This window comes from Myxococcus sp. SDU36, assembly GCF_030168875.1.
Classification (GTDB): Bacteria; Myxococcota; Myxococcia; order Myxococcales; family Myxococcaceae; genus Myxococcus; species Myxococcus vastator.
Genome location: NZ_CP077414.1, coordinates 6,610,379 through 6,627,515 on the forward strand (window position 1 = coordinate 6,610,379; position 17,137 = coordinate 6,627,515).

The following is a 17,137-nucleotide window of genomic DNA, read 5'->3' on the forward strand; positions in this document are numbered from 1 at the left end:
CTGCCTGGCGCGTCAAAGTTCCAGGCCGTTCCATCCTTCGGTCTCGTAGACTTTGAATCCGGTCAGCCCTGCCTGAACGAAGGCAGCATGCACGTCCTCTCGGATGAGGATGAGGCGACGCTCATTGGTGCAACGGAATATCTTCGCTTGGGGACGAATCGTCTCGTGTTTGACTACGAGCTTCTTGATTCGACCGATTTGATCCTTGGCGATTGCGTTCATCCGATAGACCGAACGCTCCATGTCGATGGCATCTTCGGCGCCTTGTAGATTGAGGAAGGCATAATCGGGGCCGACGACGTTGTTTTTGTGATCCTTGACGACGACCGGGAGCCATTCGGTGTTATCAACATCAAAGGACTCAAGAAGCTTGCGTGTCCGTCCCGAAACCAGCAGAGCGCTCATGAGATTGGGTTGGAAATCTCTCAATTCGCGAGCATCAGGATAATTGTCCGAGAAGGAGACCACTCCTCCTGTGGGGAACTCCTTTGCAAGGCTGATACCCTTATCGAACTTCCAGTCCGCTGGACTACCGCGAGGGTATGCGTCAATGAATCCAGCGTCGGCTCCTCTGACCTTGAGAACGAAGTAGTTCATGAAGAATTCTGCCTTTATCTAGTACAGAGAGCCCCACTCATATCGGCTTGTAGCCTTCTTACCCTTCGGCACGTAGCGTACAAAATCGTGCTTGTACTCTTTTCCATTAGTAACTGCTGCAACGACAGCCCGGCTCAAGCCGACGAGGAGATCCCAATAGTCTTCTTCGAGTTCTTTGAGTCTCGTGAAAATATCAAATGATAACATATTATGGTCTTTGCTTTCGTCAATCTTCTCCTGGATCTCCGAGGCGATGCCCTTCATGTCCCGAATCACCTGTTGCGTATAGATGGGATGGTCGCCCGGGTGCTGCAGGAGCGCATGGACGGGCACGGCCCAGGCCTGGTCCGGCAGCATGATGATGTTGTGGCCGTGGTTCAGGTTGTAGTCGGACTGGAGGATGAGGCGGAGCTGCCGGTAGGTGAAGGCAGGCCCGTCCTTCAGCTCGTAGTAGAACGCCGAGCCCGGCAGGATGTGGTGGGCCTCCCACGCGTAGGGATACTTCTGGAGCGCGGGCTTCTTGTCCTTGTCCTTGGCCCTCGGGTTGAAGTTCTCCGGTGGTCCTCCGGGGAACTCGGCGGTCTGCTTCACGAGGTCCCGGATTTCATCCAGGTAGGCGTGGTCGAAGACGCGGTACACGTCGCGACCGTCCAGGGACGCGATGTAGTCAGAGCCGTTCTGCGCGTAGTCGCTGTCCTTGCCGAGCACCCCCCGGGGCGCCGCGCTGTCATCCACGTGGTCGGCGTCGTCCGCAGCGCTGTCCGCGGGCTTCGGCTTCTTCTTCTTCGCCGCCTTGGCCGCCGCGTACTTCCGGTCCCGGCTCCGCTCGAAGATGGACAGGAGCCGCTGCGCCAGCTCCGTGTTCATCTCGCTCGCATTGAGGTTGCTCACGCGCGCACCCACCTCCTACGTCGTAGGGTGCCTGAACGACGGGTTCCAGGCTACGCTCTCCCGCTCCTTCCCTCATGGCCCGTCTCATTTCCCTCCGTGCAGACGCCGCTGACGCCCTGGGGGAGCGGCTGCGCCGGTTCGACCCTGGCGCGGACCGCTCCAGCCTCCTCGCGCGGTTGGACGCCATCACGCTCGACCTGCACCTCATCGCCGTGGCCACGCTCTTGGTGGACGGCAACCCGCAGGGCTTCTTCCTCAACCTCTGCCGGATGGCGGAGAACGGCCGCCGGGTGCAGCGCCTCCTCGCGGACCGGGGCCTTCCACCTCCGCCCGCGCGGCGCAACACGCCCCTGCTGGGCGCGCTCGCCGCGGGCCACTTCTCCCTCGCGGAGGCCGTGGCCGAGGGCTCCGCCACCCAGTGGCAGCAGGGCGCCGAATACGAGGACGAGTTCCTCTGGGCCTCCGCGCTCCAGCACCTCGCCCGCACGCCGTTCGCCCCGCTGGAGCACGTCCTCGTCCCGCTGGAGAAGGCCGGCCAGGAGCCCTCCGCCAGCCGTGTGGCCCTGGCCCGGGCCCTGGTGGCCAGGGACGCCGCCGCCTTCGCCGAGTCCTTCTCCGCGGCCTGCCTGGACTACGGCCTCGTCACGGAGAAGCGCGCCCGCTCGCTGGCCACGCCCGTGACGTCCTTCGCGCCGCACCGCTTCCTCTGGCTCGAAGGGCTGGCGCTCCTGCGCCTCGCCGAGCGCGCCGGCATCGCTCCAGAGGACACCGGCTTCCGCTACTGCCCGCCGCTGGCCCGCGTCCCGATGACGGCGACGTACACGGGCGACTGGGCCATCGACACGGCGCCGGCGAGATAGCCCCCGTCAGTCCTTCCCCACGGGCTGCCCCGGCTCCAGCTTCTCCGTGCCTTCACACGTCACCTGGATGGCGCGCAGCTCCGTGGGCTCGCGCCGCAGCGCGAAGGTGCCACGCCACACGAGGAACAGCTTCATCGCGTCCGTGTCCATGACCACCGTGTCCAGCCGCAGCGCCCCTTCCAAGTCATCGAGGCCCCGGGCCCTGGGCGCGAGGACCTCCGGAGCCGGCATCGCGGGCAACCTGAACGTCAGCGGCGCGCCCGGCGCGACGTGCTTCAGCAGCACGGGTTCTCCCCCTCGCAGGTAGCCCGGGACGAGCTGGTCCTGAGGTGCGCCATTGAGGAAGCGCCGGTCGAAGTCCTTGGGCAGCAGCGGGCCGCGCGACTTCTTCCACGCGTCATCATAGGTGCCCGCGTAGGCGGCGCGGGGCTGCCAGTGCGGCTCAATGAACCCGAAGCCCATGGGCGGTGGACGCTGGCCCCAGGACCTCAGCGGCTCGGTGGGAGACTCCAGGTTCGGCAGCCGCAGGCCCTCCTCAAAGCGGCTGCCCTTCTCACGGAAGCCCGTGCCCAGCGGGTTGCGCGGCTCGAAGGTGCCGCCGTCCTTCCCGCCGAAGGCGCGCTCATAGCGCAACGGGATGCGCTCGAAGGGCAAGGGCTGCGTCATCCCGATGCCGCCCATGCTCTTGAACCACGCGCGGTCCCCCACCACGCGGACCTGCTTGTGCACCGGCCCGACATGCAGCTCCGCCACCAGCTCGCGAGTCCCCGGCGCGGGCGCATGGGCATGTCCCACCAGCACCACGTCCGTGGCGGCCTTGAAGAAGGCGCCCTCGGGCTCCAGCCGGAGGCTGGCCGCGTCCCCGCCTTCCCAGCGCTCGCCCGCGGTCAACAGCGGCGCCTGCTCCGAGGACAGCACCGGCGCGCCCCGAGGCCGCAGGTCGAACGTGGCCTTCAGCACGGGCACGAACAGGGGCCGCAGCGCCTCGTCGGTGAGGAACAGGGGCTCGAAGGTGAAGGGCGTGAGGTTCTCGGTGGAGGGGTGCCCCATGGAACACGTCTACCAGTCCTCACGCATCCGGGACAAAGGCAGCCGGGGCCCCGTGGGCGCGGCGACGCAACCCGCGCCCACGGGCTCGCCGTCACTGCACGGTGAAGAGGTAGTTGTTGCCGAAGTTCGAATCCCAGGCCTGGCAGCCCCAGCGGCTGGTGTTCTCGAACCAGACGGCCAGCGTGCCCAGCGTGTGGAGCGGAATGGACGGCGCGGGCGGGTTGGGCGTGGACGAGAAGCCCGCCACCCAGAAGCGCTGAACCGGGCCGTTGTTGAACTGGTAGTAGCCCGTGAGCGTCCACCCGGGCGTGGTGCCGTTGATGTTGCCGCGGCACTGCGTCAGCCGGTCCGCGCTGAAGTGGATGGCCGCGGTGGAGCCGAAGGGCAGCGGGTTGGAGGAGGCGAGCACGTTCCAGCCCTGTGCGGGCGACTGGAAGGTGATGCTGGAGGAGGACTGTGAGAAAGCGGCCGTTCCGGCGAGCAACACGACGGCGGCGGCGGCGAGGCACCAGCGGGGGGATTGACGCGGCAAGGCAAGGCTCCAGGTTGAGAGGGGACTGCATGGCGGATACGCACGCCGCGGCAGGCATGGGCTGCGACGGTCCGCCAGTGGACCCTCACCGGTTTGTGCCGCTCAATCGCTGGACTCCTCTAGAGTCAGGCTCCACACACCGTTACGCCCCGCGCCATGGCCGACTTTCTTCCTCGCTTCTATCGACTCGCCGTCCGCGTGGACGCCCACTATGACGCGCTGAGCCGCAAGCTTCGCCAGAAGCTGGGAATCGCGCCGCCGCTGCGCATCCTCCCCTACCGGGGCTATGGCACCCCTGAGCGCGCCGTCATCAAGGCCCGCGTGCTGGAGGACCGGAACGTGCGCCCGCCGCAGGAGCGCTACACGCTGGTGGGCAGCGCGGTGGCCTCCTACAAGCGCTACATGACGCGGGAAGTCCCGGGCGCGCACGTCGCGGTGCGTTGGGGCGACAAGCGCTGGGAGGGCACCACCGACGAAGAGGGCTTCCTGGAGCTGTGGGTGCCTCCGCCGGACGGGGTGCGCTCGGGCTGGCACATGGTGGAATTGGAGCTGCTGTCGCCGGACGCGGAGGGCGTGTCCCGCGTGGCCGCGCCGGTGCGGATGGCCGGGCCCGGCGCGGAGTTCGGCGTCATCAGCGACATCGACGACACCGTCATCGTCACCGGCGTCACCGACGTGCTGAAGCGGGCCTGGGCGCTCTTCCTCACCGAGCACCGCGTGCGGCTGCCCTTCCCGGGCGTGGACGCCTTCTACGCCGCGCTCCAGCACGGCCGGGGCACGAGCGCGGACAACCCCATCTTCTACGTGTCCAGCAGCCCGTGGAACCTCTACGAGCACCTGGACGAGTTTCTCTCCCTGCACAAAATCCCCACCGGTCCGCTGCTGCTGCGTGACTGGGGCCTGTCCAGCCAGGGCTTCGCGCCCGGCGGGGGCCATGGGCACAAGCTGGAGAAGATTCGCGCGGTGCTGGGCACGCTGTCGCACCTGCCCTTCATCCTCATTGGCGACAGCGGCCAGGAGGACGCGGAGCACTACCGCACCATCGTCCGCGAGTTCCCCGGGCGCATCCACTGCGTCTACATCCGCAACGTGCCCGGGCATCAGCGCCGGGCCGAGGAGCTGGCGCTCATCGCCGAGGACATCCGCGCCGCGGGCAGCCAGATGCTCGCGGTGGATGACACCACCGAGGCCGCCCGTCACGCCGCGCGCGAGGGATGGATTCAGTGGCGCGAGGTCCGCGAGGTGGAGGCCCACCGCCGCGAGGACGCCGAGCGCTGAGGCCCCCGGGTTCCGGGCGGAACCGGAGGGCGTGATACGCTAGGAGAAAACAGACACACTCCAGGTGTCTGACTCCCAGAAGAGACCACCCCGCCCATGCGACAGAACGCGATTGTCCTCACGGTGTCATGCCTGACGCTCCTGGCCTGTAACGAGAACCGGGAGAAGCCCCGGGGGAACAGTCCGGAGCAGGCGCCGTCCAATGCCCTGGCGCGCGCCGAGCCCAACGGGAAGCTCGTCGAGCACAAGCTGCTCGACGACAAGTTCCTGGAGATGGCGACGATGCCGCTGCCGGACAACTGGATTCTCAATAACGGCAAGGCCGCCATGAGCGGGCCGGGCAACGTGAATGTCTACATGTTCCCGATGCGGACGTTCATGTCCTCCAATGACGCGATGATGCAGGAGGCGGTCCGCCGCTCGGGCGGGAAGATGCGGGCCTTCACCTCCATCCAGGACGTCATCCAGCAGGACCTGGTGCCGACCGCGAAGAAGGACGGCAGCAAGCTGGTGAAGCAATACGACGCGCCGAAAATCGCGGCCGCCAACAAGGGCTTCTCGGACCTGCTCTACAAGGTGGGGCCCATGCAGCAGCGCTTCCTCGCGCGGGTGACGGAGTGGGAGGACAAACACGGCGCCCCCTACCTGATTGTCGTCCACCTGAGCGCGACGAACCTCGGGAACATGGTGTCGTGGAACTACTACTGCCATGCGCTCGAGGCGCCGAAGGAGCGGTACGAGGAGAGCAAGGACATCCTCCTCAACGCCCTGGCCAACACCCGCTACAACCCCGAATACGTCCGGGCCTACAACCAGGCGGAGATGGCGCGGGAGCGCAACAGCTGGGCCGCCCACAACCAGCGCATGCAGACCAACAAGGCCGCGTTCGAGGCCCAGCAGAAGGCCTTCCACGAGAAGAACGACGCCATCAACCAGGCCATCGCCTCCAATTACGCGCAGGGCAACGCCGCGTCGGACCGCAACCACCACCGCTTCCTCAACTACATCAAGGACGAGGAGACGGTCCGCGCCCCCGCCGACGGTCAGCGCCACCAGGTGCGCTCGGGCGCCAACCAGTACTGGATGAACGGCAACGGGCAATACGTCCCGTCGAACAATCCCAACTACGACCCGAACCGGGACCCCTCGCTCAATCACCAGCAATGGAACGAGGCACCCATCGAAGAGTAGGAATTGTGACTTGAGTCACACTCGGAGTCCGTGGCAAGGCGCTCGTCAACCGGGCCTCACAAGCCCGCTTCGGAAGGAAGTGACTCATGCGTGGCACGCTGACGAAGTCGATGGGCTGGGTGCTCTCCGCGCTGCTGCTGGGCGCGTGCAGTCCCACGGAGCTGACGGACGAGGGTGGCGCGGAGCTGGGGGCGCGCGAGCAGGGGGTGCTGTATCCCCCTCCGGCGCCGCCGAGCGGCAACATCCTGGACGCCACGGCCTTCATGGGGCCGCTGGAATTGGGCGGCTCGGTGCAGACGCAGTTCACCACGCAGCCGCAGTACCTCTCCTTCGCCTTCTCGGTGGCCGCCGGCGCGCAGGTGAAGCTCGAGGTGACGCACCTGGGCAGCAGCATGTACCTGGACACGGGCCTGTTCGTGTACGGCCCCAAGGACGCCAGCGGCAGCTACGGCACCACGGTGGTGGCCCAGGACGACGACGCGGGCTACGGGCAGCTGAGCAAGCTCGCGTCGCTGTCCCTGCCCCAGGGCGGTGAGTACCTGGCCGTGGTGTCCACCGGGACGGGCGTGGGCAAGCGCTTCCGGCTCCAACTGAACTGCCTCAACGGCCAGTGCGTGGACCCGGCGGTGTACGCCGCGTGTGATTTGGACGTGGCCACGCGCATCGAGGTCTGCGTGCAGGCGCTGGTGGAGGAGGTGGACCCGGTGCTGGGCCGGCCCCACACGGCGGCGGAGGCCTTCGCGGCCTGCACCGACGCGACGGACGCCTACCACGCCTATGTGGAAGGCTGCTCACCGTCCGCCCCGAAGCCCTGGTGCGCGGACGGCCTGTCGACCTTCATGGAGCGGATGTGGCCGGTGTGCCAGGCCTTCTACCGGGCCTACTACGGCGTGGGGCCGCTGGAGCTGGGCGAGCTGCCGCTGAGCAGCGGCTTGCAGGCGGCGCTGACGGTGGGCAACACGCGGTGCAACACCGGGGAGAACTGGTGCGACGGCGTCCTCGAGACGTACTCCGTGCCAAGCGTGGCGACCGTGCCGTGGAGCCTGGACCCGGTGGCGGACCTGGCGCTGTACACGCTGCTGGGCCAGGACGTGCAGTACTACCAGTTCGAGCGGTTGCCGGACCTGACCTACGCGGAGCTCGTCGCGAGCAACGACTACTGGTTCCCCGAGCTGGTGTCGGCGCTGCCCGCCGCGCTGGGCAACGGCACGGAGACGCCGCGGGTGGCCCACTACTACACCCGCATCCCGATGGCCCCGGGTGCCAATGACTACCACCACGTCTACGTGGTGCTCTTCCCGCAGTCGTACCGCGTGGCGGCGTTCCACTTCGTCCAGCACGAAATCTGAGCGCCGCGCCGCCGCTGTTCAGGACAGCGGACGGCCGCCCTGGACCTGGGCGATGCGCTGGGCGCGCTCCATCATCTCGCCCTGGGCCCAGCGCTGCTCTTCACCGGCGCGGGGCTGCCGGCGGCGCCAGCTCCCGTCCGCCGTCAGCTCCCAGGCGGAGGTGGTGTCCGCCATGCAGCGCTCCAGCGAGTCCTTCACCTGGGCGGCCAGGGGGGCGTCCTCCACCGGCGCGAGGATTTCCACGCGGTGGTCCAGGTTGCGCGGCATCAGGTCCGCCGAGCCGATGAAGCAGCGCAGCTCCGGGCCGCGCTCGAAGATGTAGATGCGCGAGTGCTCCAGGAAGCGGCCCAGCACGGACACCACGCGGATGTTCTCCGACACGCCGGGGACGCCTGGGCGCAGGCAGCAGATGCCGCGCACGTTCAGCTCCACCTTCACGCCCGCGCGGGACGCCTCGTAGAGGGCGTGGATGATGCCGGGGTCCACCAGCGCGTTCATCTTCATCTGGATGCGCGCGGGGCGCTCGGCGGTGTGCGCGGCGACGGTGCGCTTGATTTCCTCCAGCATCCCCTGGCGCATGGTGAGCGGGGCCACCAGCAGCTTGCGGAAGCTCTTTGGCCGGCCGAAGCCCGTGAGGTAGTTGAAGACGTCCGCCACGTCCGCGCCAATGTCCGGGTCCGTGGTGAACAGGCCCATGTCCGTGTAGAGGCGCGCCGTCTTCGGGTTGTAGTTGCCCGTGCCGATGTGGACGTAGTGCCGCACCTTGTCGCCCTCGCGCCGGACGATGAGGATGGCCTTCGCGTGCGTCTTCAGGGACGGAATCCCATAGACGACGTGCACGCCCGCCTCTTCCAGCGCGTTGGCCCAGCGGATGTTGGCGCGCTCGTCGAAGCGGGCCTTCAGCTCCACCATGCACACCGCCTGCTTGCCGCGCTCGGTGGCGGTAATCAGCGCGGGCACCAGGGGCGAGCTGTCCGACGTGCGGTACACCGTCTGCTTGATGGCCAGCACGTCCGGGTCGGCCACGGCCTCGGTGACGAAGCGCTCCACGGAGGTGGCGAAGGACTCGTAGGGGTGGTGGACCAGCAAGTCTCCCCGGCGCATGGACGACATCACCGTGCCGCCGTCCGGCGCGTCCGTGTCCGTGCGCAGGCGGGCCTGGGTGACGGGGACCCACGACGGGTCCTTCAGCTCCGGGAAGCCCGGGGCGAAGGCGATGGACTGCAAGTCGTTGAGGCCGACCAGGCCGTGCTCCTCGTAGATTTGACGTGCCTCCAGGCCCAGGGCCTCCACCAGCGGCTCGAGCAGCTTGGGGCTCATGCCGGCCTGGACTTCCATGCGGACGACGTCGCCGAAGCGGCGCTCGCGCAGCTCCGTCTCCACGGCCTTGAGCAAATCCTCCGCGTCCTCGGACACGGTGAAGTCCGCGTCGCGGGTGACGCGGAAGGTGCCCCAGCTCAGCACCTCCATTCCGGGGAACAAGTCCCCCAGGTGCTGGGCGATGACTTCCTCCAGGGGCACGAAGACGTTGCCCTTGAGGGGCAAGAAGCGCGGCAGCAGCTCCTTGGGGACCTTCACCCGGGCCACGCTCTCCTCGCCCGCGTCCGGGTCCCTCAGCAGCACCGCCAGGCTGAGCGACAGGTTGGAGATGTAGGGGAAGTGCCGCCCCAGGCCGATGGCCAGCGGGGTGAGGACGGGGAAAATCTGCTCCTTGAAGCGCTGGTCCACCTGGGCGCGCTGCTCGGCGTCCAGCTCCCTGGCGGAGAGGATGCGCAGGCCCTTCTCGGCCAGGGCGGGGCGGAGCACCTTCTCGAAGGCGTCGCCGTGGCGCCGCGTCTGCCTGAGGATGCCGTCGTGCAGCTTGTCCAGGGTGTCGCTGGGGGAGGCTCCGTCGGGAACCAGGCGCGCCACGCCGTCGCGAATCTGCTCGTGCAGACGGGCGACGCGAATCATGAAGAACTCGTCCAGGTTGCGCGCGTAGATGGAGATGAACTTCAGCCGCTCCAGCAGCGGAATCTCCGCGGACTCGGCCAGCTGGAGGACGCGGTCATTGAAGGCCATCCAGGACAGCTCCCGGTTGAAGAAGAGCTCGGTGTCCTTCGACTCCGCGCCGGCCGGGAGCACGTCCCGGTTGGCGGGCTTCTGGGGGGCGCTGCGACCGCCGCCGCCGCGTTTCGGCATGGTGACTTGACTCCTCGTTGACTCCCTTGGACGGGATGTAGCAGACCGACCTTCCTGCTCGTTGTAAACTCGCTTGTTACCAGGGAGAGGGAGTCGCCAGGGGATGTAGGCCCTCCCAGGTGGGCGGGCAGGGAGAAAGGGCGAGTGGCGGGGACTTTGTTGCATCCGCGATATGAGGACTGCATGTCAGGCGACGTGAGCGCGACGGAGACGAACCCCCAGGTGGACGCGGTCAGCGGCCTCTTCACGGCCTTCCAGAAGGAAGGAAAGGTCCCCCGAGGACGGTGGGCGGGCGCCCTGCTGGCGGCCCTGGTGCCGGTGGTGCTGGTCGTGGGCCTCTGGGTCATCGCCAAGGGCGAGGAGCGGACGTTCCGCATCGTTACGCCCAGTGGCTTCAAGTCCATGCGGGGGGGGATGACCACGGAGCAGGTGAGCGCCGTGCTCGGGCGGCCCATCACCCTGGAGCGGGAGGCCAATGGGGCGGAGTGCTACCGCTACGGGCAGCCCAACTTCATCAATCCGCAGTTCCTCATCTATTCGGTCTGCTACGAGGACGGGAAGCTGCGGGACGTGCGGACGCACCAGTACTCCGCCTGGAACGTGGACCCCGTCTCGGGGACGTTCGCTGCGCCGGGCGAGGAGCCCGAGGCCGCGGCGCCCGTGCCTGCGCAGGGAGGTTGAGGCGGCCGGTCGTGCCGGGGCGGGAAGGCGAACCGGCGGGCGCACCGCTAACACGAGCCCCACGCCGCCCGGGCCGTCTCCCCGCTACCGGCAGTCGGAGTCCTCCGCGTCCGCGGCGCCATCCGCGTCGTTGTCCGCGCCATCCGCGCACCGGCCTGCTTCCGTCTCGGCGTACTCACTGACGTGGAGCGTGTAGCGGATGGGCGTGTCCTGGTCGGGGTTCGCCATGCCGTCCACCACCACCAGCACTGTCTGGCCCTGCGTCAGCGTCACCTTCACGGCGGGCGAGCCTTGGGGGCCCCCGCCCGGGTTGGACGCGCAGCCCAGCTCCGTGCCCCGGCAACCGGTGAGCACGTAGAGCGCGTTGCCCCACTCGCTCGGGGCCGTGTCGAAGACGTAGGTGCCCGCCTTGGGCGCCGTCCACAGGTGGGCCCGGTCTTGCTGGAGCAGCGCGCCGCACGTGCCCTGGAAGCCGTCACCGGAGCCCGCCGTCTCGCCGTGGAACGTCACCGGCAGCGCGCTGCCCAAATCATGGTGCGCGCAGCCACGGCCGCCGCAGCCCGGCGCGTCGTGACAGTCCGTGTCCGCGCAGTCCACCCAGCGGTCCCCGTCATTGTCCATGCCGTCGAAGCAGGCGCCCGCCTCGCTGGCCCGCAGCTCATCGATGTGCAGCTCGAAGTACCCCGCGCTGAATCGGTCCGGGCTCGCCGCGTCCACCACCACCAGCACCGTCTGCCCCTGCACCAGCGGCACCGAGACACGCGCGCCGCCGCCGTAGCTGATGCCGTCCTTCGCGCATGCCAGCTCCGCGCCCCCGCAGCCGCCGCTGCGCACGGAGATGAGCGAGCGGATGGCCGACCTCGCCGTGTCGAAGGTGAAGAGCGCGCTCCTGGGCGCCGTCCACAGGAAGCCCCGGTCCGGCGCGCCGCTCCCGCCGCATGAGGACGGGTGGTCATCCCCCGCGTGCGCGGTGGAGCCCTTCACCATCACCGGCGACTCGCCGCCCAGGTTCCGGTCCACGCACACGGACGCGCTCGCCGCGCAGACGTTGGGGACCCCCGTTGCGCCGCAGGACTCCGGCGCCGTGCAGGTGCCGCACTCCAGCACGCCGCCGCACCCATCCGGCACGGCGCCGCAGTCCTTGCCCAGCAGGCCGCAGGTGTACGGGCGGCAGGAAGGCGCCGCGCACACGTTGGGCGTGCCGCCGCCCCCGCACGTCTCGCCATTCGCGCACGTCCCACACTGGAGCTCGCCGCCGCACCCATCCGGCACGGTGCCGCAGTCCTTGCCCAGCGATTCGCAGGTGGCCGGTGTGCAGCGGGGACGGCCACAGACGCCGCCCCCGTCGCACGCCTCGCCCGCCGGGCAGACGCCGCAGTCCAGCAGCCCGCCGCAGCCATCCGGCACGGCGCCGCAATTCTTCTCCTGGGACTCGCAGGTGAGCGGGGTGCACACGCCGCCGCCGCACACGTTGGGCGCGCCGCCGCCCCCGCACGTCAGGTCGTCCGCGCAGACGCCGCAGTCGAGCATGCCGCCGCACCCGTCCGCCACCGGCCCGCAGTTCTTCCCCAGCGTCTCACACGTCCCCGGGGTGCACGGTGGGTTGCCACAGACATTGGGTACGCCGCCGCCCCCGCACGTCAGGCCGCCCGTGCAGACGCCGCAGTCGAGCATGCCGCCGCAGCCGTCGGACACCTGCCCGCAGTCCTTCCCCAGCGCGTCGCAGGTCGCCCGCTTGCAGAGGCCGCGGCCACACACGTTGGGCGCGCCGCCGCCCCCGCACGTCAGGCCGTCCTCGCAGACGCCACAGTCCAGGATGCCGCCACAGCCGTCCGGCACGGCGCCGCAGTCGCGCGCCAGCGACTCGCAGGTGTCCGGCGTGCAGGTGGACTCGCCGCACACGTTGGGTGTGCCCCCGCCGCCGCAGGACTCGGGGGCCTCGCAGGTGCCGCAGTCGAGCACGCCTTCACAGCCATCCGACACCGGTCCACAGTCGCGCGCCAGTGACTCACAGGTGGTGGGCGCACAGGGGGCCGGGCCGCAGACGTTGTGCCGGCCACCGCCCCCGCACACCTCACCGGGGCCACAGGCACCGCAGTCGAGCGTGCCGCCACAGCCGTCAATGGCGATGCCGCAGTCCATGCCCTGGGAGGCGCACGTCATGGGCTCGCAGGCGGACACCGGCCGGCGGCTGTCCGCGTCCTCATCCGGCTGCGTCTGGCTGCACGCCACCCACAGCACCAGCCCACACGCCCAGAACCACGCTCCCCGTCGCCCCGCTCCGCGCATGCGCTCCCGTCCCGCCCTGGCCACCACCCGCGCCCAACGTGGGGCCGGGCTTCGCGCCTGCCCAGCCAGGGTGTGAGGCGGGGTTGGACGGTGCACACACCGCGGCGGGCGGGCACGGGCGCCGTCCCCCCGAGCGCCCGGTTTCCGACGTTCGCGTCACCCGGCGAGCCCCTGGATTCAGGGGGCGGAGCGGCTCACCCTGCCCAAGGGCAAGGGCGGTGGACCGTCCGAGGAGGAGGGGAGGTGGCACGTCCGTGGACGTTCGCGCAGCGCGCGGGCGCCGGCTTCATCATCTCGTTGGTGGTGGCGTTCGTGTTGGCGGGAACGTCCGTGGTGGCGCTGCTCTCCGTGCGGGCCAACCACAAGGCGCGCATCCTGGAGCTGTCCCGGGACGTGCTGGACATCAAGCAACTGGAGCGGGCCTTCAACGACAAGGTCGTCAGCGGCCGGGGCTTCGCCTTGACGGGAGACGTTTTCTTCGCCCAGGACATGTCCGTCGCGCGCGAGCGCTTCATCGCCACCTACGAAGCCCTGAAGCGCCGGCTCACCCAGGAGCCCCTGGCCACGCAGTTGGAGGCCGTCTCCCACGCGGAGCTGGAGCACGAGGAGGCCATGCAGGCGCTCATCCTGGAGCGCGAGGACGGCGTGCCCCGCCAGCGACTGGAGCAGATTTTCGACGGACACGCGGCGGACACGCGCCGCCGCGCCATGGACAGCCTCCGGGTGCTCCATCAGCAGACGGAGGCCCGGCTGTCCCAGGGCATCCATGAGAGCCTGGCCACGGACCGCGGCGCGCTCGGGCTGTCCCTGCTCGCGGGGAGCCTGGGACTCGCGGGTGCGACGATGCTGGCGTGGACGCTGACGCGCAGGCTGCGGCCCATCCAACAGGAGGCCGAGGCCAGCGCCGAGCGCTTCCAGCTCCTCGTGGAGGGGGTGCGCGACTACGCCTTGTTCCTGTTGGACTCGCGGGGCCGGGTGGAGAGCTGGAACCCGGGCGCGGAGCGCATCATGGGCTACCGCGAGGCGGAAATCCTGGGCCAGCCTTCCAGCGTCTTCTACCCGCCGGATGCGGTGGCGGCGGGGATTCCGGAGAAGGACCTGGCGCGAGCCCGGAGGGACGGGCGGCTGCACACGGAGGGCTGGCGGGTGCGCAAGGACGGCTCGCGCTACCTGGCGGACACCAACATCACCGTGCTCCAGGACGCGCGCGGGCAGCCGCGCGGCTTCGCCAAGGTGACGCGCGACATCACCGAGCGGCGCCAGGCCGAGCGCACGCAGCAACTGCTGGCGGAGGCGGGAGGCCTCTTCCACCAGTTCCAGGACCCCGACCAGACGGTGGCCGAGCTGACGCGCCTCATGGTGCCGGAGGTGGCGGATGCCTGTGTGCTCTACCTGATGACGGCCAGTGGTGACCTCTGGCCTCGCGCGGTGGCGCACGCGGTGCCGGAGAAGGAGGCCTGGCTGTGGGACGCGGCGCGGCGCTTTCCCCCGTCGCGCGAGTCACAGGGGGGCATCTGGCAGGTGCTGCGTACGGGGCGCTCCGAGCTCACGAGCGACGTGTCCCCGGAGGCGCTGTCAAAGGGGCTGGAGGGCCCCGAGCACGTGTCGCTGATGGAGAAGGTGGGCGTGCGTTCCTACCTCGGCGTGCCGCTGCGGGTGGGGCAGCAGACGCGCGGGGTGTTCGTGCTGCTGACGTCCGCGCCGGAGCGCAGGCTGACGATGACGGACCAGGTCCTGGTGGAGGAGGTGGTGGGCCGCGCCGCGCTCGCGCTGGACAACGCCCGGCTCTGGAGCGAGGCGCAGGACGCGGTGGAGCTCGTCGGCGTGGCGGCGCACGACCTGGGCAATCCGTTGAACACGCTGCAGTTGCTGTTGCGGAAGCTTCAGCGGACGGAGCTCGCGGGGGAGCAGAAGGCGCGCGAAGGGCTGGCCGCGGCGCTGAAGCAGACGCAGCGGCTGGGGCAGTTGCTGCACAACCTGCTGGACTTGTCGCGGCTGTCGTCGGGGAAGCGGATGCTGGACGTGGCGCCAGTGGACCTGCCGGAGCTGGTGCACGAGGCGATGGAGCGCTTCGCCGAGCAAGCGACGGAGGCGGGCTGCAAGCTGGAGTTCAGCGCGGAGCTGGGGCTGGTGGGCCGGTGGGACCGGCTGCGGTTGGACCGGGTGGTGACGAACCTTTTGTCCAATGCGCTGAAGTTCGGCAGGGGACGGCCGGTGGAGGTCCGGGTGGAGCACGCGGCCATGGCGCGAGCGCGGCTGGTGGTGAGGGACCACGGCGTGGGCATTGCCCCGGAGGCGCAGCGGCGCATCTTCGAGCGCTTCGAAAGAGAGCCCTCCGGTGGCCAGCACGCGGGCTTCGGGTTGGGGCTCTACATCGTCCGGCAGTTGGTGGAGGCGCACGGCGGCACCATCCGCGTGGAGAGCGCCCCCAGCGAGGGCGCCGCCTTCATCGTGGAGCTGCCGCTGATGCTGCTGGGCGCGGAGCTGCGCGAGCCACCCGATGCGCCCCTTCATTCGTGAGCCCGCGCGTCACGCGTGCAGCGGCGGCTGGGTGTCCACGAAGGCCCGCAGGGACGACAGCTCCGGCGCCTTCTCCTGCTCCTCCAGCAGCTCGAACTCCAGCGAGTCATGCGCGCAGAACACCGTGACGTCCCGTCCGTGCCGCCGCACCAGCTCGCGCAGCCGGCGCATGTTGTGCCAGCGCAGGTAGCCGTCCTTCTGCATCAGCTTCTGGTAGGCGCGCAGCCCTGGCGTGCACCGGTACCGGTCCGGGGCCATCTCCCCGTGGTAGAAGTACGCGTCTCCGGCGTGCAGCAGCCACCCGCTGCCATTCTGGATGGCCACGCCCGCGTGGCCCAGGGTGTGGCCCGGCAACGGCACCAGCAGGATTTCCGGCGGCAGGCCCGTCAAATCCCGCACGCACTCGAAGCCGAACCAGCGCTCACCGTCTCCACCGGAGGGGTACGTCACCCACTGCGTCTCGTGCATCCACTGCAACGGCCGGTAGCGGCGCCGGTCCAGCGGCGTCGCCTGGGCCACGGCGCCCTGGTACTCGTCCGACAGCAGGTGGACCCGGGCGTGCGGGAAGTCGTCCAGGCCTCCAGCATGGTCGAAGTCCAGGTGCGTGAGGACGATGTCGCGCACGTCCCTGGCCTGGAAGCCCATGCGCTCAAGCTGCCGGATGGCCGTGGAGCCCTCGCTGAGCTGGGGCCGCGTCAGCAGGTCGAGGAACAGGGGCGACAGCCGGGGACGCCGGTGCCTCACGTCCTCCAGGCCGAAGCCGGTGTCCACCAGGATGAGCCCCCGCCGGCCTTCCACCAGGAGGCAGTGACACGTCAGCGCCGCGGGCCCCGTGAAGCCCTTTCGTCCGTCCACCAGCCGTCCGCCCGGTGGGCACATGGTGGTGCAGTTCAGGTGGTGGATGCGCATCGCTTCCGCTCCTCGGCAGGGAGCCGCTCGGGCGGCCCGGGTCCGGAGCTAAAGGTGCGCCGCGTAGCGCCACGGAGGAATCCGCGGGAGCGCTGTGGCAGCAGGCTCGCCCGCCCGGCGGGGTGCCTGGACGTCCGCCTCAGAGCTGCTGCAGGTGCTCGGCCGTCCGCTCCTCGCGGACGTTGCCGGTGTTGAGCGTGGTCGCGGGCTCGAAGAGCAGGACGTGGACCTCCTCCTCCGCCACGGGCCGGTGCTCGACGCCGCGGGGAATGATGATGAACTCACCTGGGCCCACGTCCACCGTGCGCTCGCGCAGCTCCATGCGCAGCTGGCCGTGGAGCACCAGGAACAGCTCGTCCTCGGCGTCGTGCTGGTGCCAGACGAAGGGGCCGTGGAGCCGGGCCAGCCGGACGTGTTGGCCGTTGAGCTCGCCCACCACCTTCGGAGACCAGTGCTCGGAGAAGAGGGCCAGCTTCTGCGCGAGGTTGACCTTGTCCACCTCGGGCGCCGGCGCATCCAGGGCGGCACGTGCGGGCGGGGTGCCAGTGTCCTCCAGGGCACGGGCAGTGCCGTCGCGGCGGCGGGAGTCCCAGCGCGGACGACGTCCGGCGAGGACCGTGGGGCTGCGATGAGGCGCGCTCATGCGGGTGTCATCTCCTTCCGCGGCGCCGCTGCATTGGCTTGCGCCATGAACTCGACGTCGGAGTGTCTGTCTTCTGCGGAGGATAATCCCGCCTGTCAGCGCGCGGGAGTGCCGCGAGGTCGGCTACCCGACGGATGGGGTGAAACATCGCGCCCGCGTGTCGTGA

The 17,137-nt window shown here is 69.4% G+C and carries 14 protein-coding genes; 6 read left to right on the forward strand and 8 right to left on the reverse strand.

Annotated features, from left to right (window positions below; translation table 11 throughout):
• Positions 1-12: 12 nt before the first annotated feature.
• Both KGD87_RS26855 and KGD87_RS26860 read right to left on the reverse strand, forming a co-directional pair.
• Positions 13-597, reverse strand: coding sequence for an imm11 family protein (locus KGD87_RS26855; RefSeq protein WP_284663640.1), 585 nt, complete (start codon positions 595-597; stop codon positions 13-15).
• Between the two features lie 18 nt (positions 598-615).
• The gene (locus KGD87_RS26860) at positions 616-1,488 is read right to left on the reverse strand and encodes an MXAN_0050 family toxin nuclease (RefSeq protein WP_284663641.1); all 873 of its coding nucleotides are present in this window, start codon (positions 1,486-1,488) and stop codon (positions 616-618) included.
• Between the two features lie 74 nt (positions 1,489-1,562).
• Between KGD87_RS26860 and KGD87_RS26865 the strand changes: the two genes are divergently transcribed.
• Positions 1,563-2,348 (forward strand): hypothetical protein, encoded by a 786-nt coding sequence (locus KGD87_RS26865; RefSeq protein WP_284663642.1) that lies wholly within the window; start codon positions 1,563-1,565, stop codon positions 2,346-2,348.
• 6 nt (positions 2,349-2,354) lie between these two features.
• Here KGD87_RS26865 and KGD87_RS26870 read toward each other — a convergent pair whose 3' ends face one another.
• Positions 2,355-3,398 carry a DUF2169 family type VI secretion system accessory protein gene (locus tag KGD87_RS26870; protein WP_284663644.1) on the reverse strand — a complete coding sequence of 348 codons (1,044 nt, stop codon included), beginning with the start codon at positions 3,396-3,398 and terminating at the stop codon, positions 2,355-2,357.
• A gap of 91 nt (positions 3,399-3,489) precedes the next feature.
• Positions 3,490-3,930 (reverse strand): DUF6209 family protein, encoded by a 441-nt coding sequence (locus KGD87_RS26875; protein ID WP_284663645.1) that lies wholly within the window; start codon positions 3,928-3,930, stop codon positions 3,490-3,492.
• 156 nt (positions 3,931-4,086) lie between these two features.
• On the opposite strand from KGD87_RS26875, the gene KGD87_RS26880 reads away from it, so the two are divergent.
• The 3 genes from KGD87_RS26880 to KGD87_RS26890 all read left to right on the forward strand — a co-directional run bounded on the left by KGD87_RS26880 (position 4,087) and on the right by KGD87_RS26890 (position 7,748).
• Complete coding sequence (locus KGD87_RS26880; protein WP_284663647.1) at positions 4,087-5,208, forward strand: App1 family protein phosphatidate phosphatase; 1,122 nt, start codon at positions 4,087-4,089, stop codon at positions 5,206-5,208.
• 96 nt (positions 5,209-5,304) lie between these two features.
• Positions 5,305-6,399, forward strand: a complete 1,095-nt coding sequence (locus tag KGD87_RS26885) for a hypothetical protein (protein ID WP_284663648.1) — start codon at positions 5,305-5,307, stop codon at positions 6,397-6,399.
• An 86-nt stretch (positions 6,400-6,485) separates the two neighbouring features.
• The gene (locus KGD87_RS26890) at positions 6,486-7,748 is read left to right on the forward strand and encodes a hypothetical protein (protein ID WP_284663651.1); all 1,263 of its coding nucleotides are present in this window, start codon (positions 6,486-6,488) and stop codon (positions 7,746-7,748) included.
• A gap of 18 nt (positions 7,749-7,766) precedes the next feature.
• On the opposite strand, the gene ppk1 is transcribed toward KGD87_RS26890, so the two are convergent.
• Complete coding sequence (gene ppk1, locus KGD87_RS26895; protein WP_284663652.1) at positions 7,767-9,929, reverse strand: polyphosphate kinase 1; 2,163 nt, start codon at positions 9,927-9,929, stop codon at positions 7,767-7,769.
• 183 nt (positions 9,930-10,112) lie between these two features.
• Between ppk1 and KGD87_RS26900 the strand changes: the two genes are divergently transcribed.
• Entirely contained in the window at positions 10,113-10,610 is a 498-nt protein-coding gene (locus KGD87_RS26900; RefSeq protein WP_284663653.1) for a hypothetical protein, read from the forward strand.
• A gap of 84 nt (positions 10,611-10,694) precedes the next feature.
• Here KGD87_RS26900 and KGD87_RS26905 read toward each other — a convergent pair whose 3' ends face one another.
• Entirely contained in the window at positions 10,695-12,899 is a 2,205-nt protein-coding gene (locus tag KGD87_RS26905; RefSeq protein WP_284663654.1) for a tryptophan synthase alpha chain, read from the reverse strand.
• 243 nt (positions 12,900-13,142) lie between these two features.
• On the opposite strand from KGD87_RS26905, the gene KGD87_RS26910 reads away from it, so the two are divergent.
• Positions 13,143-15,419 (forward strand): sensor histidine kinase, encoded by a 2,277-nt coding sequence (locus tag KGD87_RS26910; RefSeq protein ID WP_284663655.1) that lies wholly within the window; start codon positions 13,143-13,145, stop codon positions 15,417-15,419.
• A 9-nt stretch (positions 15,420-15,428) separates the two neighbouring features.
• Here KGD87_RS26910 and KGD87_RS26915 read toward each other — a convergent pair whose 3' ends face one another.
• Positions 15,429-16,328, reverse strand: a complete 900-nt coding sequence (locus KGD87_RS26915; RefSeq protein WP_284663656.1) for an MBL fold metallo-hydrolase — start codon at positions 16,326-16,328, stop codon at positions 15,429-15,431.
• A 139-nt stretch (positions 16,329-16,467) separates the two neighbouring features.
• Complete coding sequence (locus KGD87_RS26920) at positions 16,468-16,971, reverse strand: cupin domain-containing protein (RefSeq protein ID WP_284663657.1); 504 nt, start codon at positions 16,969-16,971, stop codon at positions 16,468-16,470.
• Between the last annotated feature and the right edge of the window lie 166 nt (positions 16,972-17,137).